Source organism: Mucilaginibacter sp. P4_A11, assembly GCF_056402535.1.
On record NZ_JBFUHE010000007.1, the window covers coordinates 302,024 to 322,078 of the forward strand.

The window sequence follows — 20,055 nt, forward strand, 5'->3', positions numbered from 1 at the left end:
AACTCGCATTCGTTGCAAATAAGCACAAGAATAGTTTGTGTGGGTTTTTAATTACGGGATTTACTTATTTCCGTCATTGCGAGGTACGAAGCAATCCCCAACAGGCAGAGTAGCTATGAAAGTCCGCCCTGTATAGTTTGCGATTGCTTCGTACCTCGCAATGACGGGGGGATAGCAAAAAAGCCGCTCATCGCGGCTTTTCATATATGGATCTATAATAAATTTATTCTTCAACCATTTCGCTGTTGGGGCTGGCTACTTCTGGTTTTTCGTGTTTGAAATAGCGTTTCTGGTATAGCAGTATCATAATTACGCCTATGCAGATCGAAGCATCGGCGAGGTTAAATACCGGCCTGAAAAACTCGAACGGCTCGCCTGCCCATAACGGGAACCATGATGGATAGGTGCCACGCAGCAGCGGGAAGTAAAACATATCAACTACACGGCCATGAAATATAGGAGCGTATTTATACATCAAACCATAAAAGGTTGAATCGATGATATTGCCCATAGCGCCGGCTAAAATGAGCGCAACATTCATGATAAGCCCGCGATGGTATTTGTGTTTAATTAAATAAACAAGGGTGTAAATTATACCGCAAACCGCAACTATGCGGAACAGCGTTAAAGCCAGCTTGCCCGCATCGCCGCCCCATTCCATGCCAAATGCCATGCCGTTGTTTTCGGTGTAATGTAACATACCCCGGCTCCCCAGGAAACGAATTTCTTCGCCCATTTGCATATGTGCCCGTACCCAGGTTTTAATGATCTGGTCGGCAAGGATGATAAAGGCAGCAGTTAAAAAAGGTTTGGTATAAGAAGCCTTCATTTATTGCTTTAATTTAGCTTCCATTGAAAGGGTGGTGTGCGGCACAGCACGTAAACGCTCTTTCGGGATCAGCTTGCCTGTTTCGCGGCAAACACCGTAAGTTTTATTTTCGATACGTACAAGCGCGGCCTCAAGCTGTTCAATGAACTTTTTCTGACGTGCAGCCAATTGGTTTATCTGCTCCTTTTCAAGCGTGGCCGAACCATCTTCTAATGTTTTGTAAGTACCGGCGGTATCATCGGTGCCGTTGGCATTAGGCGAACTTAATGACGTAGCCAATGAGTTTAATTCCTCGCGGGCTATGCGCATTTTATCCAGGATAATCCCTTTAAATTCCTGCAGGTCAGCTTCAGAATATCTGGTTTTTTCTTGTTCTTGTTTCATTATACTTTACTAATAGCAATCAATATTTCTTGTTCGTCAATTGTAACAGGTTCTCCCTCATTTAGGTTATCTGCAAACACGATGCTGTCAGCCAAAATTTCGGCGCAAATATAGGATAGATTGTTCTCCACGGCCTCTCTGATTGCCTGGGTGCTGTTTACCCGCACGTTTATCCTATCAGTTACTTCAAATCCTTTGGTCTTACGTATATTTTGCACACGGTTGATAAACTCGCGCGAGATACCTTCCTGTTTCAATTCGTTGGTTATGGTAACATCTAAAGCCACGGTTAGTTTTCCCAAATTTGCAACCTGCCATCCGGGAACATCTTCGGCTATGATCTCAACGTCATTAGCTAATACTTCGTATTTGCCATCAAGTACAGTGATATTACCGTTGGTTTCTAATGCGCTTATATCATCCTGCGTAAAGTTTGTGATAGCTTCGGCTACAACTTTCATGTCCTTACCTACTTTTTGGCCCAAAGCCTTAAAGTTTGGCTTTATCTTCTTTTTGATGAAACCTGCGGTATCGGTAATGTACTCGATATCCTTGATGTTGGTTTCAGACAAAATCAGGTCTTTAACCTGCTCAACGTGTAATTTAAAGCTTTTATCCAGTATTGGCAATAAAATTTTGCTCAATGGCTGGCGCACATTAATATTCACTTTTTTACGCAACGAAAGCGTTAGCGATGAAACATCCTGTGCCAGTTGCATCCGCTCTTCCAGTTCGGCATCAACCAATGCGCTGTTATATTCAGGGAAATAAGCCAGGTGCACCGATTCAAATTCTTCCTTGCCGGTAACAGCGTTTAAGTCACAATATAATCTGTCGGCAAAGAATGGCGCGATTGGCGACATTAGCTTGCTAATCGCGATCAGGCAGGTATATAACGTTTGGTAAGCCGAAAGCTTGTCTTCCGAATCGTCTGATTTCCAGAAACGGCGACGGCTTAAGCGGATAAACCAATTGCTGAAATGCACATCAACAAATTCCTGGATAGCACGGGCAGCCTTGGTTGGCTCAAAATCGGCGTAGTAACCGTCAACCTCTTTGCTCAGGGTGTTTAACAGCGATATGATCCAGCGGTCAATTTCGGGGCGTTTGCTGTTCTCAATTTCAGGCTCGCTATATGCGAACTTATCAATATTCGCGTACAGGGTAAAGAATGAATAGGTGTTGTACAGCGTACCAAAAAACTTACGCCTTACTTCATCTATCCCCTCTTCGTTGAATTTAAGGTTGTCCCATGGCGATGCATTGCTGATCATGTACCAGCGGGCTGCATCAGCTCCGTATTTCTCAATGGTCTCAAATGGATCAGCAGCGTTGCCTAAACGTTTAGACATTTTGTTGCCGTTTTTATCAAGCACCAGGCCGTTTGATACCACGTTTTTGAACGCAATACCTTTGTTGCCAACCTGTTCGTTAACTGCTTTAACTTCGTCACTTGCTTCGCTTAGCATTACGGCTATGGCATGCAGGGTAAAGAACCAGCCGCGGGTTTGGTCAACACCTTCGGCAATGAAATCGGCAGGGTAGGCGTTTTTAAACTGCTCCTGGTTTTCAAAAGGGAAATGCCATTGCGCGTAAGGCATAGCGCCCGAATCAAACCAAACGTCAATCAAATCGGGCTCACGCAGCATTTTGTTGCCGGTTGATGATACTAAAACCACATCATCAACATAAGGGCGGTGCATATCCTCCAAAACAAAACCTTCGGGCATGAAACCTGCTTTGATAGATTTTTCGATCTCGGCATTCAGTTCAGCTATCGAACCGATGCAAATTTCCTCTGCACCGTTCTCCTCGCGCCAGATAGGCAGCGGGGTGCCCCAATAGCGTGAACGCGAAAGGTTCCAGTCAACCAAATTTTCCAGCCAGTTACCAAAACGGCCAGTACCGGTTGATTCCGGTTTCCAGTTAATGGTTTTGTTCAACTCCACCATTTTATCCTTTACCGCGGTGGTACGGATAAACCAGCTATCAAGCGGATAATATAATATCGGCTCGTCGCTGCGCCATGAGTGGGGATAGCTGTGCTCGTATTTCTTAACGTCGAACGCACGGTTCTCTGTTTTTAATTTAATGGAGATGAGTACGTCGGTTGGTTTAAATCCTTCTTCGGCACGCTCGGCATCACTATAATATTCTTCTTTAACGTAACGGCCCGCGTAATCGGTAACCTCGTCAACAAAACGGCCTTGTTTGTTCACCAGCGGAACATCCTTGCCTGTTTCATCCTTCACCATTACCGATGGTACGTTGTTTTCCTTACAGGCCCTGAAGTCATCCGCACCAAAAACAGATGCGGTGTGTACTATACCGGTACCATCTTCAGTAGTAACAAAATCGGCCGGGATCACGCGAAAAGCGTTTTGCTCCAGATCCTCATTGGTTACATAAGGCATCAGTTGTTCGTAGTGGATACCCACCAGCTGACTGCCTTTTACTTCGGCTTCAATTTTCCATGGGATGATCTTGTCGCCGCCTTTGTAATCGGCAAACGAAGCGTTCTCACCCTCAGCTTTAAAGTATTTTTTAACCAGGTCTTTAGCCAGTACTACACAAACCGGCAGGTAAGTGTAAGGGTTAAAGGTACTGATCTTAACGTAGTTGATGCCTTCGCCAACGGCAAGGGCACAGTTTGATGGTAAAGTCCATGGGGTAGTTGTCCAGGCCAGGATAAATACTTCCGTATCTATGCCGTTGAATAAAAACGCCGAGTCTGCATCTTTTTTTACCTTGAACTGAGCTACTATGGTAGTATCCTTCACCATTTTATAGGTGCCCGGTTGGTTAAGCTCGTGCGAGCTCAAACCGGTACCTGATTTTGGCGAGTATGGTTGTACGGTGTATCCTTTGTACAGCATATCTTTATTATGCAGTTGCTTCAGGATCCACCAAAGGCTTTCAATGTATTCGCTTTTGTAGGTGATGTACGGATCATTCAGGTCGACCCAGTAGCCCATTTTTTCGGTCAGGTCGTTCCAAACGTCGGTATAGCGCATTACTTCCTTACGGCAGGCGTCGTTATAATCTTTAACGCTTATTTTTTTACCGATATCATCTTTGGTGATGCCCAAAGCTTTTTCAACAGCAAGCTCAATTGGCAGGCCGTGGGTGTCCCAACCGCCTTTGCGTTTTACCTGGTAACCTTTGAGGGTTTTGTAACGGCAAAAAATGTCTTTAATAGAGCGCGACATTACGTGGTGAATACCGGGCATACCGTTAGCGCTCGGCGGCCCTTCATAAAAAGTATAAGGGTTACCTGCCGGACGGCTGGTAATGCTTTTTTCGAAAATATTTTTCTGTTTCCAGAAGTCCAGTATCTCTTTGCCGGTTTGCGATAAGTTTAACTGCTTATATTCCTTGTACATCTATTATTTCACCTCGTTTTTAAGAGGTTGCAAAAATACAGAATTAAAAAATGATTTTTTTAATTTAGGCCGATGAAAAATAAAGCAAAACGCTCTGTTTATCTTTTACTAATAGGGATCATCCTGTTTTCGGCAGGGATGGCCATCCCAAGCGGGCCAGCCGAAAAATGGGATGATTACGCACGTGGAGCAGGACTCGGTTTATTTATAGCTGGCTTCATTGGCCTGGTAACCTGGCTTATTGATGTGGTGAAGGAAAATAAGTAAGTGTCTTAAGTCGCAAGTCTTAAATCCAAAGTTCCGCAGATATTGATGTTGTCACCAAATCTCTACGCCACACTTGTGGCTTAGGTGTTCATCAAAAGATAAGGGAGTCAAGGTTCTCTCTGCCGTTGTTGGTGTTTTCACCAACAACGGGCAAGCAGTCGCGAATTACACAGAGTGACTTTGTTAATTGGAGTGGCTTTTGTAATAATGTGAGTTTAAGTCGTTCATTGTTAGGTGTATTTTACGAATATGGGCGTTGCCTGCGGCTCGGGCTTTACGTTCCAAGTCCTCGCTTTTCCTTCCCCGCAATTCCAATGCTCGCTGTGGGCTTTACACTACAATATAGCGAGGCCTCCGCACCAATCCCATCAACGTCGGGAGATTGAAAATAAATGATTGGCCCTTAATATTCAATTTCCGGCTAAATACTTCAGACTTAGGACTTTTTTATCGCTTGTTTAAATACTAAGACTTTAGTTGATGCGTTATTGATAAGATAAAAAATAAAAGCCTCCTTGCACTCGCTGCTTGGAGGCTTTAAACCTAAACCTTATCACAAATCAAGGTGGTAACCTTGTATTGAAATAGCTGCAAATCTAATACATGGATTGTTAAAATCAAAAAAAAACCGACGAATCCGGTGAATGAATCGACGGATTGGTAAAAATTATCATTTTTCGTTCAAATATTTCTAAAAAAGCAATGTTAAAAGTCGCTTTCATCTACCTAATGAAAGATGTACACATGTAAAAGCTTTAAAAATCCTGTATAATTGCCTGAGCTATTAATCAATATTTGTATTCAATGCATCCAAAAGACCTGGTGGGAAAGAAGATAACAGATATCCGCTGTTTAGTTAAAGCCGAGCAATATGGACTGGATTTTGCCAGCTGTTTTATTGAACTTGAGGGAAGCATGTTTGTAACAATCCCCTATGATTTTGAAGATGAAGTGAAGATAGAAGCACCTGATGCAGATGCTGAAAGTATTTTCCTGCTCCCGCTGATTGAAATACAGCACGTTAACCCCGGAAAGAAACCAATTGCTGAACTGGCTTATAATAATTACACTGGCTGGAAAAGGCTGATAGTTAGGATAAAGCACATCTTAGCGTACTGGCCGTATAAAACAGAATTTGTTGAAAATAAACTGATGAATGTTAAAGGCAGGGACATAGTTGATTTGCTTAGCCGGGAATTTGAAGATGAAAAGCTGATTTTAGAGCTTGATAACGGATATTTTATTACTGAAACAACGGTAGCTCCAAACGGCTTAGGTCTTGCCGGAATTAATTACTTTACCTGCCTGGCTGATTTACTTGATGGGGAAGAAGATGATTTAATAAGGCTATCAACAACGCAGGCTTCGCTATAGCACAAACTGTTCCCGGTCTAATACCATAAAGTCTCTGTTTAAAACTTGAAACGAAGGGCGCTTTTCCATGTTATCGCTCATGCACGCATCCCTGAGCTCCTCAAGTTTTAATATTAACCGAGACTCTGCTTGATTACATAAGCTAATAAGATCATCAAGCAGGCAGCCATAGGCCCTTACTTCAAGCAATTCAAGCTTCTTGGCTGTTTCGGAATCCGATAGATCATAAAAACAGGCGGCCCCAAAATCGCTGAACAGTGTGTTTGCTTCGTCATCAACCAAAATATTGTGAGCGTAAAGGTCGCTATGCATAATGCCTTTGCTGTGCAGGTGCTCTGCTACGGAAGCAATGGTTCCTGCAATTTTTAATACCTGTGCAGGTGTAAGGCCCATGCCCGGCTTAAAAACATCGCGTGTGCAGGTAACGAAGCTGGGGGGGAGGCCCAAATTGTAAAAAGTTTTAGGTATGAGTTTCATCACCAACCCCTTTTTGTTTTCGGGGTGATTGGTGATCTGGCCTATTAATTCTGCAAGCCCCTCGTGATTGCCGGCAGTGATGCAGGCGTTCATCTCATCTTCGGGCAGGCCATCGCTGGTAACTGCTCCTTTAAAAATTTTAACCGCAACTTCGCTGGTTTCGCCGGCATGCCGCCAGCTAGCTTTGGAGATAACACCAGATGCACCTTCGCCAAGCAACTCGCTGATCTCCAGTTCGTGACTGTCAATCGGTGTAAGCGGTTGTACAGTTGGTTTATAGCTGAAAGGATTGCCCGAAAAGGCCAGCCATGATAGTTTAGGCAGAGATAAAAGCCATTCGGGAAATTCGCTTAATTGATTGGCAGAGATCCGGAGTAATTCCAAATTACGACAATTAGCAAGCGACGCCGGTAACTCCTTTAATTTATTACCTGCAAGCATCAATTTCTGCATTCTGTTGCAATTACCTATTTCGGCAGGCAAACTGGTAATGCTGTTATTGGTAAGGATAAGCCACCTAAGATTTGAATTAATTGATGCCTGCGGCACCATTTCTATCTGGTTTGATTTAAAACCTACAATATCCAAATGCGGACAATCGCCCAGTACTTCGGGCAAAATGGTGAACAGGTTTTCTGAACAAAAAAAGATCTTAAGTTTTTGGAGCCGACCAAAATCCGCAGGTAATGAGCTTAGGTTATTGAATGAAAGATCGAGATATTCCAGCGTATCTGACAGTTCAAAAATTTCGACCGGGAAATGCGAAAGCTGTTCAGATAGCTTAAGTGATATGGTTCCTTTTAATTCTCCGTTTTGTAACTGCTTTAATGTTTGCATAGGCTGAGGGCAAAGGAACAAAAAAGCCTAAACATTTATGTTAAGTCTGGTGGGATGAGAGGGGTGTTATTTTAAGCTGAGTGTTCTGATAGAAGTAACAAATAGGATAGATTTCGGAGGTTTATTGATGATAAATACTTTTCCTGTTAATTCGCCGTTTGTTGCGGAAACCCCTATATGTTTATGCATAAGAAAGTGCAGTTAGCACATATTCGTTATAATACCAATAGCAATGGTCAAACCGAATGCTGGCGTCTTGTGCTTGATGGCGAAGAGATCCTGGTAGAATCTGTTCAGATAGAAGCGCCGGTATTCACCTCGCGGGATTGGATCGAACCCATCAGTCAGTTTAAGCATCATATATCAGTAAAAGATTGTAACGTTGTTATAAGCGAAGCAGGTGCAGCCCTCATTACAGATCAAAAAACCTGATTTACATTTAAATAGCCGATTGAGATGCTTTTTAAGGGATCCCGTATTTCTTAATCTACGTCATCTTTTTGTTTTTCTATTTCCCTCATTTTTGACGTATCGGTAATTTAAACGTCGTCATTATGGAATACGCTATAACAATAACTCAAAAACCATCTGCAAAATCTCATACAGGTTCCTTGCGGTTGCTTATCGCCAGTGCAGCCATTGTTTTAATAACTTTTACAAACGGGTGGGCACAAACACAAGCACCAGCGTTGCCCGCCGCCGGAACATCGGCAGTATTAGGCCAAATTGATGGGATAACCATCGCAACAGCTGTTCAGGCACCATCTAATCAGCAGACACCGCTACAGGTTATTTGCGTTTTTGAATACACCGAAGGAGATATTTTTAATTCACCACCCGCATTGCCGCGTAACCTTAACGGTTTGGTACACATAGATGATGCCCTGAAAGGAATGCTTACCGAATTGCGAAAGAGCGGCAGGTTTGAAGGCCATGCACTGGAAACCATATTGATTACACCACCCGCCGGCAGCATGCCTGCCGAAAAGCTGCTGATCATTGGGCTTGGCGACCGGAAATCATTTAACCCGGAGCTGATGACCAGTGTTGGCCGTGTAGAAATGCGTGAAGCTTTGCGGTTAGGGGTGAGCAGCTATTCGCATGCCAGCGATTTAAAAGATGCCGGCATTGATTCGCCTACCGGCGCTGTTGCTGTGAATGTTATCAAAGGGGCGGTAAATGCTTATGAAACTGAGCGGTTTTTGAAAGATCATTCGTTGAGCTCTTCTCAACCTATAACCAAAATAACGCTGCTTGCCGGGCCTGCTTATTTTCAAACTACAGGCGATGCGGTTAAAGCTTTTGTTGGTACCGCAAAGGGTAATTAAGCACTTCTGCATGATCAGTTTGTTATTTAACTTTTACTTTACGTTGGTTGTTTAATTTTGGCGGATGCAACAATTTGACAATCCTCCTGCTGATCATGAACTGTTGGAAATGCTTAGAGACGATAACATCAGTGCTTTTGATGTATTGTTCAACCGATATTGGAAATCCCTTTTTATAGCAGCGCAGGTAAGGTTAGGTGACGATGAGGCCGCGAAAGATATTGTTCAGAACCTGTTAATAGATGTTTGGCAAAAGCGGAATGAACTACAGATAAATACCTCTCTTGAGCAGTTTTTATTTGGTGCTGTTAAACGTAAAGTATTAAATCATTTTCGTTCGGAAGGTATCAGGCAAAATGCTATGGAGAATGCATTATCCCGTATGAATGATATCATTTATAAAGAAGAAAATCTGTCCTCTTATTTTAACCTCGAAAAAATTGTAAGCGAAGAAGTAGAAGAAATGCCGGTTAATATGAAGCACGCTTTCCTGCTGCGGAGCGATAGCTACTCGGTAAAGGAAATAGCCGAAAATCTTAATCTTGCCGAGCAAACCGTATCAAATAATATTACCGAAGCGCTAAAACGTTTAAAGCGCCGCCTTAAAGTTGAATACCCCGATCGTTATATTAACTGCTTTATTTGTTTGGTGATCCTGTTTACATAAAGTTAACGGAAACTTGATGTAAAATAGAAGTAGTAAAAGCGGTTTTGTGCAACATCCCAGTAAAAAGCACAAAACTGGATGGATTCGTCGGAGCTTAAAAAATTAATTGACCGCTATCTTAAAAATAAAGCTACCGAGCAGGAGCGCAAACTGGTTGATGAATGGTATCAATCATATGATGATATTGATGGATCATTGCCTGTCGCTAAAGAGCAGCAGTTAAAAAGCGAGATCTACAGCTACGCAAAAGAACGCGTAAATAACAAACCTCCCAAAATACGAAGACTCAATTTTATTAGGTATGCAGCTGCTGCGGCAATCATTGTGCTGGTTACAGCAGGCTTGCTTGTACGCCGTGAAATAGCGCAGCAGCAGGAACAACAGAAACCAACATATGCCATTTTTAAAACAGGTATAGGGCAGGTAAAAAAGCTGGAACTGCCCGATGGTTCTACAGTTTGGCTCAACGCCATGTCACGCATCCGCATCATTGAAGGTTTTGAAAAAAACACAACCCGAAGTGTTTATTTGGATGAGGGTGAGGCTTATTTTGAAGTAAAGCACGATCCTGCCCATCCATTCCTGGTAGTCACCAGCAACGTGACTACAAAAGTACTGGGTACTTCATTCAATGTTAAAGCGTATAACCAGTTAAACTATGTGGCCGTAACGCTCCGCACCGGCCATGTGGAAGTACGCGATAAGCAAGGCAAAATGGCCGTGCTTATGCCTAATCAAAGGGCTGTTTATTCATTGCAGGAACACAGCTATAAACTAAGCAGCTACAATGGCGAAAAAAGCAAAGGCTGGGTAGAAGGGCGAAGCGCACTCAGCAATGCATCTTTCCGGGAACTGGCCCTAACCGTAAATAACATTTACGGTGTAAAACTCACCAGTAAAAACAAGCAAACAGATACCTACAAATACAATATCATCATCAGCCAGTCGCACACGGTTGATGAAACCTTGAGGCTTATATGTTCAATCCATAAAAACAGTTGCAGGAGGCAAAACAATGACGTAACCATGTATTAATAAAAAAAGCCGGTCTGTAGCAGATCCGGCCATTAGTTCGCAAAGCTAATAGATTGAGCCCTATTTGCTTATGCCCTTAGTTTCTCCGTTAAAAATCCACTAAGAACTCAAAAGTATGAAAAAAAACTTACGTTGCTTAAGTAAAGCCATGCGTATCACTTTTCTGATTTACACCATTATTATTGCGGGCGCAGGTGTATTGATAGCCGCGCCAAGTACAGGACAGGTTTTTGAAAAACGCGTTAGCGTTTCCCTTTCAAATGAAACGCTGTTAAGTTCCATTAAAAAAATTGAAAATGCCGGTAGTATTGAATTTGCGTACGACCCTAAACTGCTTGGTTTGGCCGATGTGCAAATTAAAAACCAATCTTTTAATAACGAGCGTTTGGCCGATGTATTAAAAAGGCTTTTTGGCAATACCGGTATTGGTTTTAAAGAAGAGGTATCGGGTACTGTTACCTTGTATAAAAAAGAACAGCCAAAGGCTGTCCCCGGTAAAATTACAGGGAAAATTATCGACGAAAAAGGTGCACCGCTAACAGGGGCCACCGTTATGTTGATTGAAGCAAGTAAAGGGGTACAAGCCGATATTAATGGCGATTTTACCATAAGTGCCGATGAGGGTAATTATACCTTAATGGTAAGCTTTATTTCGTTCGAGTCCAAACGTGTGCCGGGCGTAAAAATAAAAGCGGGCGAGGTTACGCAACTTAACCCTATAACGCTTGTGGCGCAATCAGGTACGCTTAATGAGGTACTGGTTGTTGGTTACGGAACGCAGAGGAAGCAAAATTTAACCGGTGCTGTTGAACAGGTTACTTCAAAAGCATTTGAAAACCGTTCGCTGCCTAACTTAACCCAAGGCTTACAGGGCGTTATTCCCAACCTTAACCTTGTACCGCTTGATGGTAAACCTATTCAGTCGCCATCGTACAACGTAAGGGGTACTACCTCTATCGGTCAGGGCGGAAACGCATTGGTTTTGGTTGATGGTGTCGAAGGCGATCCAAGCAGGATAAACCCTAATGATGTGGCCACGGTATCGGTTCTAAAAGATGCAGCTTCGGCTTCAATATATGGTGCAAGGGGTGCTTTTGGCGTAATCCTGATCACCACTAAAAGTCCGTCGAAAGAAAAAACCAGCGTTACCTATTCATTTAACCATTCGGTTAAAAGCCCAACTGCAGTACCTAAGTTTGTTACCGATGGGTATACTTTTGCGAAAATGTTTAACGAGGCCTGGAGTGCCTGGAATGATTATTCGCAAACACCGCAAAACATCAACAAAACAGTTAAGTTTTCTCCTGCATATTTAGAGGAACTCAGAAAGCATTCCCTTGATCCGTCGTTACCTTCAACAATAGTTAACAGTGCGGGTGAATATGAATATTACGGCAATACCGATTATTACAAACTGCTTTACAAAGATCATAACGAAGCCCGTGAACATAACCTTTCTGTATCAGGCAACAGCGGTAAGGCCGATTTCCTGATCACCGGTCGTTATTTTTCACAGGATGGTTTGTTCCGTTATAACTCCGATGATTACAAGATTTATAACCTGAGAGCTAAAGGATCTTTGCAGGTATATCCGTGGTTGAGCCTTTATAACAATGCCGATTACTCTAACGTGAAATACCATAACCCGCAAAATGTGGGCGAGGGAGGCAGCGTATGGAGAAATATACAGGATGAAGGCCACACTATGGTGCCTTTATTCAATCCTGATGGTACGCTTACTTATTCTGCTGCTTATTCGGTAGGTGATTTTTACTATGGCAAAAACGGTATCGATTTTAACAACAGGGTATTCAGGAATACTACCGGCTTTGTAGCCCAGTTTTTTGATAATACATTTCGCGTTAAAGGTGATTTCACTTTCCAAAATACTGATAACGGCAAAACCAGTAAACGTGTACCTGTAGCTTACAGCCGTAAACCAGGTGTAATTGAATACTTAGGTACTGCCTATAACGATCTTGAAAATTATAACCAAAGCATCCAATACGTCGCTACAAACACTTACGGCGAATTTGAGCCAAAGTTGAATGGCGGCCATTATTTTAAAGCATTGGCAGGTTTTAACTTTGAGCAATCAACCCAAAAAGCGCTTGATGTTACACGCAACGGATTGCTTTCTGACGATGCTACTGATATCAATCTTGCCCTTGGCCAGGGGATCACTACAATAGGTGGTTGGGACAAGTGGGATATTGTAGGTGGTTTTTATCGTTTAAATTATTCGTTTAAAGATCGTTACCTGATTGAAGCCGATGGGCGTTACGATGGTTCGTCAAAGTTCCCGGCCAATCAGCGTTACGCTTTTTTCCCTTCGGTATCTGCCGGCTGGAAAATTTCGAACGAACCGTTTTGGAATGTATCTAAAGATTTGATCACTAATTTAAAAGTGAGGGCCTCTTATGGTTCGTTGGGTAATGGCAGTATCGGTTCATACGCGTTTCAGGAGAAATTCAAAATTGAAAAATCACCAAGGATCCTGAATGGTGTGATTCCTCAAAAAACCGGTCAGCCGGGTGTATTGCCCGATGGGTTAACCTGGGAAACTTCAAACACCCAGAACCTTGGTTTAGACTTGGGCATGTTATCAAGCCGCTTAACCATTTCGGGCGATGCTTACATCCGTAAAACCAATAACATGTTTACAGTTGGTATGACCTTGCCTGCAGTTTTTGCTACCGATGTACCTAAAGGTAACTACGCCAACCTGAAAACCAAAGGCTGGGAAGTAACCGTAGCATGGCGCGACAAATTTAATGCGGGCGCGAAACCATTTAACTACGGCGTAAGGTTAACAATGGCCGATTATACTTCTAAGATCACTAAATACAACAACCCTAATAAACGTTTAGACGATTATTATGCAGGCCAAACTGTAGGAGAGATTTGGGGCTTTGAAACAGCCGGTTACTTTACATCGGCGCAGGATATTGCCAACTCGCCTAAACAAACCTTGATCAAAGCATCAACAACCGGTCAGCTTTTGCCGGGTGATATCAAGTTTAAAGATTTGAATGGAGATGGTGTAATTGATTACGGCGATCAAACCGTAAATAAACCGGGCGATAAAAAAGTTATTGGTAATGCTACCCCACGATATACGTATGGTATAGGTGTTGATGCCGATTGGAATAACTTTTTTTTCTCAGCATTTTTTCAGGGCGTAGCTAAGCGCGACTGGTATCCTGGTTCGGAAGCAAGTGTTTTCTGGGGGCAATACAACAGGCCTTATAACAAGGTTCCTCAATCACAGTTAGGAAAGATCTGGTCGGAAGATAACCCCAACGCTTATTTCCCAAGGTACCGTGGTTACTCTGCTCAAAACGGATCAGCCGAGCTAACCCAGGCGCAAACCAAATATTTGCAAAATGCTGCTTACCTGCGCATGAAAAACGTTCAGGTAGGTTATAACCTGCCATTGCACCTCATCCAAAAAATTAAGCTGAACAATTTGCGTGTATTTGTTTCGGGCGAGAACCTGTTAACGTGGTCACCACTGTATAAAGTTACCAAAGATATCGACCCGGAAAGCATTAACGGATCAGACAGGGTTGTTACCGATGGTAAAAGCGGTAACGGAAATAACTACCCGATATTAAAGAGTGTAACCTTAGGTTTAACCGCAACATTTTAATCATTTAAAAAGCTACAGATATGTTTTCCTTAAAATCAACATACATAAAGCTATCGGCAATAATGCTTTTTGTGAGTTTTATTGCAGTTAGCTGTAAAAAATTAGACCAATTGCCACAGGACACAGCTAAAAGCAGCGACGTTTTTGGCAACGTAACGGGGCTGCAATTATATGCCAACTCCTTTTATGAAATCCTGCCTGATGCCGGTGCGGTTGTGCGGAGTGATGCCATGTCTGATTATGCGGCAAGGACGTCCGTGCCTGACTTTTTACGACCAGGTGCTTATGGTCCGCGTCAAAGCACTGATTGGGCATGGACTGGTTTGCGCAACATTAATTACTTTATCGAGAATTGTAATAATCCGAAAGTTGCCCTCGCAGATCGCCAGCATTTTATTGGCTTAGCGCGCTTTTTCAGGGCCTGGTTTTATTTTGATAAATTGAAACGCTTTGGTGATGTGCCATGGTACAACAAAACCATGAAAGTTGATGACCCTGCATTGTATAACCCAAGGGATAAAAGGACATTGGTGGTCGATTCGATCATGGCCGATTTGGATTATGCCGGTTTATATATCAAAACTACTGATAACACCCGCAGTTTGATCACAAAATACACAGCTTACGCCTTTAAATCGAGGGTTTGCCTTTTTGAAGGTACTTTCCGTAAGTACCATGATGAATATGGCTTGCAATCATCAGTAAACGGCTTACTAACCAAGGCTGCCGATGCTGCCCAAAAAGTAATGACCGAAGGTGGTTTTAATTTAAACACTGCCGGGGGGACCGATAAATCGTACCGGGCGTTGTTTACCAGCCAGGCACCGGTATCATCAGAAGTGATCCTTGCCGCTATATCTGATCCGGCACTGGGTATTTTTAACGATTCGAACTGGTATTGGACAAGTGCCACTTATGGCGACAGGTTGAGCTTTACCCGCACATTTGTAAATACCTATCTTAATATTGATGGCACGCCGTTTACCGATAAGCCGGGTTACAAAACCATGCCCTTTGTTGAAGAGGTAAAAGGTCGTGACATGCGTTTGCAGCAAACCATCCGTATGGGTAACTATACCCGCCTTAATGGTGCTACACAACAAATTGCGCCTCCGGTATTTTCGTACACTTACACCGGCTATCAGCCAATAAAATTAACACAGGATGATGCCTCCATGGACGGAGGTAAACGTAATACAAACTCGGTACCAATTATGCGCTATGCCGAAGTGTTGTTGAACTATGCTGAAGCTAAAGCCGAATTAGGCACACTTACTGATGCCGACTGGAACCAAACCATAGGCGCTTTACGCCGCCGGGCGGGCATAACCGGCAGTACCAATACTAAACCTATTATTGCCGATCAGTATCTTAAAACAAATTATTTCCCGGCCATATCTGATGCTTCGATACTGGAGATTCGTCGCGAACGCGGTATCGAGCTTGCGTTTGAAGGTTTCAGGTTTAATGATATTGTAAGATGGAAAAGAGGCGAATTGATGGATCAAACCTGGAATGGTTTTTACGTACCGGCCCTGAATGTTCCGCTTGATTTGAACGGAGATGGCATACTTGATGTTTGCTTTTATACCACGCTGCCTGCCAAAGAAAATCAGATTGCCGGGGTAACCTACGTTAGTGTTGCGCCAACCTTAACCAGCGGCACATCAAACCCGCAAAGGCTAAACAGCGATAACGAGCTTACCTGGTTAACAACCATTGCGCGTAAATGGGATAACAAGTTTTATCTGTATCCTATCCCGGAAACAGACAGGCTTCAAAACCCTAAATTAGGCCAAAACCCAGGCTGGGAACAATAATTATTACAGATACATATCATGAAAATAAAACAATATTTATTTGCCGCATTATTTGCTTTGGTATGCATGCAAGGCCATGCACAGCACTTAATTGCCGGAACTTTTAATTTACGATACGACAACCCACGGGATACTGGTAATTTATGGGTAAACCGGGCGCCTGTTGCTGCAGCGCTGATCCGCTTTCACCAGTTTGATATTTTTGGTACGCAGGAAGGCTTGAAAAATCAGCTGGATGATTTGAGCAACGCCCTGCCCGAATATGAACGTTATGGCTTAGGGCGTGACGATGGTAAAGATGCCGGCGAGCATTCGGCCATTTTCTTTAAAAAGAGCCGTTTTGTGTTGTTGAAAAAAGGTGATTTCTGGCTGTCTGAAAACCCCGAAAAGCCGGGATTAGGCTGGGATGCAACCTGCTGCAACCGCATCTGTTCATGGGTTTACCTGCAGGATAAAGAAAGTAAAAAGAAATTCTATTTCTTTAACGCACACTTTGATCACCAGGGAAAAATTGCCCGCGAAGAAAGCGGTAAATTGATCCTGAAGAAGATCAAGGAGATTGTAGGAAACGAAAAAGCCATATTTACCGGCGACCTGAACGGCGATCATAACAGCACCTGGTACCAGCGCCTGGCTACCTCAAACTATTTAGTTGATACCTACAGCCAGGCAGTGCAACCCTATGAGTTTAACGCTTCTTTTAACTCATTTGGAAGAGCTTTAAAATCAAATGGTGTCATCGATCATATTTTTACAACCGGTAAAGTGGATGTTAAAAGATGGGGTATTTTAAGTGATAGCTATCATGGTAAATTTCCATCAGATCATTTTCCTGTATTGGCGGAAGTGAATTTGTAGGAGGATATTTTTTTGTTGTTGAGGGGCTGCCGGAGGCAGCCCCTTTTTTGTGGGATGGATTTTGGCTGGATGATTTAACACAGTCTGAAAATAAAAAAGCCTAACATTTCTGTTAGGCTTTTCCTGTGGGAACTACTGGGTTCGAACCAGTGACCCTCTGCTTGTAAGGCAGATGCTCTGAACCAGCTGAGCTAAGCTCCCTTTGTTTTTGATTTTGCCATTATAACTGGTAAAACCGAGTGGCGAAGTTAAATCACTTTGCCATATAATGCAAATACTTTTATGAAGTATCTTACCAAAGATGCAAGTATAAAAAAGCCTAACATTGCTGTTAGGCTTTTTGTGGGAGCTACTGGGTTCGAACCAGTGACCCTCTGCTTGTAAGGCAGATGCTCTGAACCAGCTGAGCTAAGCTCCCTTGCTTTTGGGACTGCAAATATAGGAGTTGATGTTTGCTTGTCAAAATAAAATTTCAAAAATTTTTATGTGACTGATTTTCAGTAAATAAGAATGCTGGTTACTTTACATCCCGGTACTGGGCACGGGGGCGGGGATCTTCCGGGAGGATTTCCATTTCCGGAAATTCAATATAGTGGGCGTACCATTGTATAGCGCCAACTAAATCCAGCGCATCTTCGGCAGCAACATTAACTGTTTCAAAAGCGTAAAGCTTATGGTCGGCATAGCCGTAAAGCTGAATCTCGTTGTCATCCGGACTAAAGCGCTCCTCATCAAGGCAGTAAACTTTTACCTTGAGGCGTGTATCCCTGGAGTGGATCACATCCCTGCAGGGGTTTTGAGGATCGGTTGCCAGTAAATATACATTATAGTCCATAATTGGGTTAACAAAGTTTATATGGGATGGTTTCTTTTAATAAGCATTTAAGGGATAAAATTGTTTGAATTTATGTCCGTTTCCCGATGTGTGGAAATCGCACCCTTATTTGGGTAAAAATTCTACAGTTTAACATTTACGCAATATTAAAAAGCTGTTTTTTAGGTAAATAAGCTAATTTTTACTGATTGGCATTTCGTTTGAATAAATGTTATTACCCTTCTCAAAGGGTTGTTTTTCATAGGTAGATGTAGGGTCGAAATACTGCGAGAGTATTTCGACCTTTTTTTATTGGCATGAACCGCTTTACAGGCTGTCTGAAATTAAATATTACTAAATAACAAGCGTTATCAATTCGTCGTTCCTCCTGGCCATGATAAATAATAAAGGAAGAACATAAGCGCATGAATCCGGCGGGTTATGAAGGAGTAAATGACATCGGTCCGATAGCCGCACTCATCCCCCAAATACTTACGCTCATGTACTTTATCTTTCAACTGTATAATAGTTTTTGTTGCTTTGGTAATAAATCGGCAGCAAACAAATTGAAACAACAGGTACCCATATCACTTTATTGGAAATGTCAGCTCATTGGCTGGTCTGTTGCGGCGCTTTATTGGGGGTATACAGGTTACAGCCAACCTGGGTTTAACTGGCTGCTGGGCATCCTTCAATTTATTACCGATGTTGCTATCTATATTCTCATTACTCATTTATACCGTTGCCTTGCCTTAAAATTGGGCTGGCAAAATCTTGGATTAAACAAATTATTGTCAAGACTGATACCCGCGGTTATAGTGTTGGGCCTGGTTTACCTGTTTGTAACCGTTTCAAAAGTTTACTTTTTCAAGGTGTGGTTTCAGTGTGGGTTTTCAGAACCGTTCGGTGATTTTTTTGATTTTTACCGCGATAGCATTTTTGTCGCGGGGGTACGCTTGATGTCTATCTGGCTACTGGCTTATCATATGTACCATTATTCTAAACGCGAAATAGGCATAGCTAAGGAAAATGCCAGGCTGGAGGTTATCACACGCGATGCACAGCTGAATAACCTGTCTGCGCAACTTAACCCGCATTTCCTGTTCAATTCTTTAAATAACATTAAAGCTTTAGTTATTGATGACCCTAAATCTGCAAGGCGGGCAATCGACCTGCTGGCCGATCTGCTAAGGAATTCGCTTTACAACGGCCATAAACAATTGATCGCCATAAAAGAAGAACTTGAGCTGGTTAAAGATTATCTGGAATTGGAAAAACTCCGGCTTGAAGAGCGGCTTCAATATCATATTGAAACTAACAACGGGCCTGAAAATGTTATGCTTCCCCGCTTGTGTATTCAAACCCTCGTTGAAAATGCCATTAAACACGGCATTGGGCAACAAAAGCAAGGTGGCCTCATCAATATACAATTAAACAATGAGCAAAGCGCTTTGACCATATCAGTAAGTAATCCCGGGAGGTTAAAACCTGTTGAAGAAAACGATGGGTTAGGGATTAAAAACCTGAACGAACGTTTGAAATTGCAATACAAAGGCACGGCTCATTTTACCATTAGTGAGGCTAATGATATAGTTACGGCAACCATTAAAATTCCTTTGGCATGAAAAAGATAAGGGTTTTGATCATTGATGATGAACGCGCCGCCAGAAATGAGATAAAGCGCCTGCTTGGGGATTATCCTGATTTTGAAATTGTGGGGGAAGCTGCCAATGCAGACGATGCCCTGAAGGCGATTGGAGAGCATGCACCTGACCTGCTTTTTTTAGATATTCAAATGCCCGAAAAATCGGGCTTTGATCTGCTTGAATCATTGGAACAAGCACCATCAGTGATATTTACAACGGCCTACGATCAATACGCGGTTAAAGCATTTGAAGTTAACGCGCTTGATTATCTGTTAAAACCTATCCGTGATGAAAGATTTGAAAAAACCATAGTACAAGCAAGGCAACGGTTAAGTAAAGCAGATCCTGCCGGGCAGATCTTTGTGAAAGACAGGCAGCAATACCATTTTATTCAATGGAGCTTGGTACACCTCATCGAATCGATGGATAACTACGCCCGGATTTTTTTTGGCGATAAAAAGGTGTTCCTGAAAACCTCGCTCAATCAGCTGGAGGATAAACTGAACAGTGAGCTGTTTTTTAGGGTTAACCGTGCGCAGATTATTAACCGGCAATACATACAAACCATAACAACGGTGGATAGTCGTTTAAAAATAACAATTAGTACAGGTGCCCAACTGGAGGTTTCCGAGCGGCAATCGGCAAAATTCAGGCAATGGGCAGCAAGTAAGTAAATCAACCTTT

16 protein-coding genes and 2 tRNA genes are annotated in these 20,055 nt (G+C 42.7%); 11 read left to right on the top strand and 7 right to left on the bottom strand.

Going from position 1 to position 20,055, the window contains the following annotated elements:
- Window positions 1-223 precede the first annotated feature (223 nt).
- From AC1DUD_RS16250 to ileS, 3 genes are read right to left on the bottom strand one after another with little or no spacing between them, the layout of a single operon-like run.
- Entirely contained in the window at window positions 224-829 is a 606-nt protein-coding gene (locus AC1DUD_RS16250; RefSeq protein WP_477376135.1) for a lipoprotein signal peptidase, read from the bottom strand.
- Complete coding sequence (locus AC1DUD_RS16255) at window positions 830-1,213, bottom strand: TraR/DksA family transcriptional regulator (protein ID WP_090533802.1); 384 nt, start codon at window positions 1,211-1,213, stop codon at window positions 830-832.
- Window positions 1,213-4,596 carry an isoleucine--tRNA ligase gene (gene ileS / locus AC1DUD_RS16260; protein ID WP_477376138.1) on the bottom strand — a complete coding sequence of 1,128 codons (3,384 nt, stop codon included), beginning with the start codon at window positions 4,594-4,596 and terminating at the stop codon, window positions 1,213-1,215. The genes AC1DUD_RS16255 and ileS overlap by 1 nt, the downstream gene beginning before the upstream one ends.
- Before the next feature lie 72 nt (window positions 4,597-4,668).
- On the opposite strand from ileS, the gene AC1DUD_RS16265 reads away from it, so the two are divergent.
- Together AC1DUD_RS16265 and AC1DUD_RS16270 are read left to right on the top strand one after the other, a co-directional pair.
- Window positions 4,669-4,863, top strand: coding sequence for a hypothetical protein (locus tag AC1DUD_RS16265; RefSeq protein WP_477376141.1), 195 nt, complete (start codon window positions 4,669-4,671; stop codon window positions 4,861-4,863).
- 804 nt (window positions 4,864-5,667) lie between these two features.
- On the top strand, window positions 5,668-6,237 hold the full coding sequence (locus tag AC1DUD_RS16270) for a hypothetical protein (RefSeq protein WP_477376143.1): 570 nt from the start codon (window positions 5,668-5,670) through the stop codon (window positions 6,235-6,237).
- Here AC1DUD_RS16270 and AC1DUD_RS16275 read toward each other — a convergent pair.
- Window positions 6,232-7,551, bottom strand: a complete 1,320-nt coding sequence (locus AC1DUD_RS16275) for a leucine-rich repeat-containing protein kinase family protein (protein ID WP_477376145.1) — start codon at window positions 7,549-7,551, stop codon at window positions 6,232-6,234. The two genes, AC1DUD_RS16270 and AC1DUD_RS16275, sit on opposite strands and share 6 nt — an antisense overlap.
- A 183-nt stretch (window positions 7,552-7,734) precedes the next feature.
- Here AC1DUD_RS16275 and AC1DUD_RS16280 point away from each other — a divergent pair, with 183 nt between their 5' ends.
- The 7 genes from AC1DUD_RS16280 (at window position 7,735) to AC1DUD_RS16310 (ending at window position 16,911) form a co-directional block, all read left to right on the top strand.
- Complete coding sequence (locus AC1DUD_RS16280) at window positions 7,735-7,983, top strand: hypothetical protein (RefSeq protein ID WP_477376148.1); 249 nt, start codon at window positions 7,735-7,737, stop codon at window positions 7,981-7,983.
- 122 nt (window positions 7,984-8,105) lie between these two features.
- Window positions 8,106-8,879: a M17 family peptidase N-terminal domain-containing protein gene (locus AC1DUD_RS16285; protein WP_477376150.1), complete on the top strand. Its 774-nt coding sequence runs from the start codon at window positions 8,106-8,108 to the stop codon at window positions 8,877-8,879.
- A gap of 64 nt (window positions 8,880-8,943) precedes the next feature.
- A complete protein-coding gene (locus AC1DUD_RS16290) occupies window positions 8,944-9,546 on the top strand; it encodes an RNA polymerase sigma factor (RefSeq protein ID WP_477376152.1) in 603 nt (200 codons plus the stop codon).
- Window positions 9,547-9,624: 78 nt separating this feature from the next.
- Complete coding sequence (locus AC1DUD_RS16295) at window positions 9,625-10,581, top strand: FecR family protein (RefSeq protein ID WP_477376154.1); 957 nt, start codon at window positions 9,625-9,627, stop codon at window positions 10,579-10,581.
- A 115-nt stretch (window positions 10,582-10,696) separates the two neighbouring features.
- The gene (locus AC1DUD_RS16300; protein WP_477376156.1) at window positions 10,697-14,233 is read left to right on the top strand and encodes a SusC/RagA family TonB-linked outer membrane protein; all 3,537 of its coding nucleotides are present in this window, start codon (window positions 10,697-10,699) and stop codon (window positions 14,231-14,233) included.
- A gap of 20 nt (window positions 14,234-14,253) precedes the next feature.
- A complete protein-coding gene (locus AC1DUD_RS16305) occupies window positions 14,254-16,053 on the top strand; it encodes a RagB/SusD family nutrient uptake outer membrane protein (RefSeq protein ID WP_477376158.1) in 1,800 nt (599 codons plus the stop codon).
- A gap of 18 nt (window positions 16,054-16,071) precedes the next feature.
- Window positions 16,072-16,911 carry an endonuclease/exonuclease/phosphatase family protein gene (locus AC1DUD_RS16310; RefSeq protein ID WP_477376161.1) on the top strand — a complete coding sequence of 280 codons (840 nt, stop codon included), beginning with the start codon at window positions 16,072-16,074 and terminating at the stop codon, window positions 16,909-16,911.
- 126 nt (window positions 16,912-17,037) lie between these two features.
- On the opposite strand, the gene AC1DUD_RS16315 is transcribed toward AC1DUD_RS16310, so the two are convergent.
- The 3 genes from AC1DUD_RS16315 to AC1DUD_RS16325 all read right to left on the bottom strand — a co-directional run bounded on the left by AC1DUD_RS16315 (window position 17,038) and on the right by AC1DUD_RS16325 (window position 17,746).
- Window positions 17,038-17,112: transfer RNA gene (locus AC1DUD_RS16315), tRNA-Val, on the bottom strand.
- 142 nt (window positions 17,113-17,254) lie between these two features.
- A tRNA-Val gene (locus AC1DUD_RS16320) sits at window positions 17,255-17,329 on the bottom strand.
- A gap of 99 nt (window positions 17,330-17,428) precedes the next feature.
- Window positions 17,429-17,746 (bottom strand): hypothetical protein, encoded by a 318-nt coding sequence (locus AC1DUD_RS16325; protein ID WP_477376163.1) that lies wholly within the window; start codon window positions 17,744-17,746, stop codon window positions 17,429-17,431.
- A 404-nt stretch (window positions 17,747-18,150) separates the two neighbouring features.
- Between AC1DUD_RS16325 and AC1DUD_RS16330 the strand changes: the two genes are divergently transcribed.
- Together AC1DUD_RS16330 and AC1DUD_RS16335 are read left to right on the top strand one after the other, a co-directional pair.
- Window positions 18,151-19,350 carry a sensor histidine kinase gene (locus tag AC1DUD_RS16330; RefSeq protein WP_477376165.1) on the top strand — a complete coding sequence of 400 codons (1,200 nt, stop codon included), beginning with the start codon at window positions 18,151-18,153 and terminating at the stop codon, window positions 19,348-19,350.
- Entirely contained in the window at window positions 19,347-20,045 is a 699-nt protein-coding gene (locus AC1DUD_RS16335) for a LytR/AlgR family response regulator transcription factor (protein WP_477376167.1), read from the top strand. The genes AC1DUD_RS16330 and AC1DUD_RS16335 overlap by 4 nt, the downstream gene beginning before the upstream one ends.
- Window positions 20,046-20,055: the final 10 nt, after the last annotated feature.

Bases quoted from the DNA above. Each gene is read 5' to 3' on its own strand.
- ileS (WP_477376138.1), bottom strand. From the start codon at position 4,596: ATGTACAAGGAATATAAGCAGTTAAACTTATCGCAAACCGGCAAAGAG.
- AC1DUD_RS16265 (WP_477376141.1), top strand. From the start codon at position 4,669: ATGAAAAATAAAGCAAAACGCTCTGTTTATCTTTTACTAATAGGGATC.
- AC1DUD_RS16305 (WP_477376158.1), top strand. From the start codon at position 14,254: ATGTTTTCCTTAAAATCAACATACATAAAGCTATCGGCAATAATGCTT.
- AC1DUD_RS16250 (WP_477376135.1), bottom strand. From the start codon at position 829: ATGAAGGCTTCTTATACCAAACCTTTTTTAACTGCTGCCTTTATCATC.
- AC1DUD_RS16325 (WP_477376163.1), bottom strand. From the start codon at position 17,746: ATGGACTATAATGTATATTTACTGGCAACCGATCCTCAAAACCCCTGC.
- AC1DUD_RS16270 (WP_477376143.1), top strand. From the start codon at position 5,668: ATGCATCCAAAAGACCTGGTGGGAAAGAAGATAACAGATATCCGCTGT.
- AC1DUD_RS16335 (WP_477376167.1), top strand. From the start codon at position 19,347: ATGAAAAAGATAAGGGTTTTGATCATTGATGATGAACGCGCCGCCAGA.
- AC1DUD_RS16280 (WP_477376148.1), top strand. From the start codon at position 7,735: ATGCATAAGAAAGTGCAGTTAGCACATATTCGTTATAATACCAATAGC.
- AC1DUD_RS16330 (WP_477376165.1), top strand. From the start codon at position 18,151: ATGAATCCGGCGGGTTATGAAGGAGTAAATGACATCGGTCCGATAGCC.
- AC1DUD_RS16275 (WP_477376145.1), bottom strand. From the start codon at position 7,551: ATGCAAACATTAAAGCAGTTACAAAACGGAGAATTAAAAGGAACCATA.
- AC1DUD_RS16310 (WP_477376161.1), top strand. From the start codon at position 16,072: ATGAAAATAAAACAATATTTATTTGCCGCATTATTTGCTTTGGTATGC.
- AC1DUD_RS16285 (WP_477376150.1), top strand. From the start codon at position 8,106: ATGGAATACGCTATAACAATAACTCAAAAACCATCTGCAAAATCTCAT.
- AC1DUD_RS16300 (WP_477376156.1), top strand. From the start codon at position 10,697: ATGAAAAAAAACTTACGTTGCTTAAGTAAAGCCATGCGTATCACTTTT.
- AC1DUD_RS16295 (WP_477376154.1), top strand. From the start codon at position 9,625: ATGGATTCGTCGGAGCTTAAAAAATTAATTGACCGCTATCTTAAAAAT.
- AC1DUD_RS16290 (WP_477376152.1), top strand. From the start codon at position 8,944: ATGCAACAATTTGACAATCCTCCTGCTGATCATGAACTGTTGGAAATG.
- AC1DUD_RS16255 (WP_090533802.1), bottom strand. From the start codon at position 1,213: ATGAAACAAGAACAAGAAAAAACCAGATATTCTGAAGCTGACCTGCAG.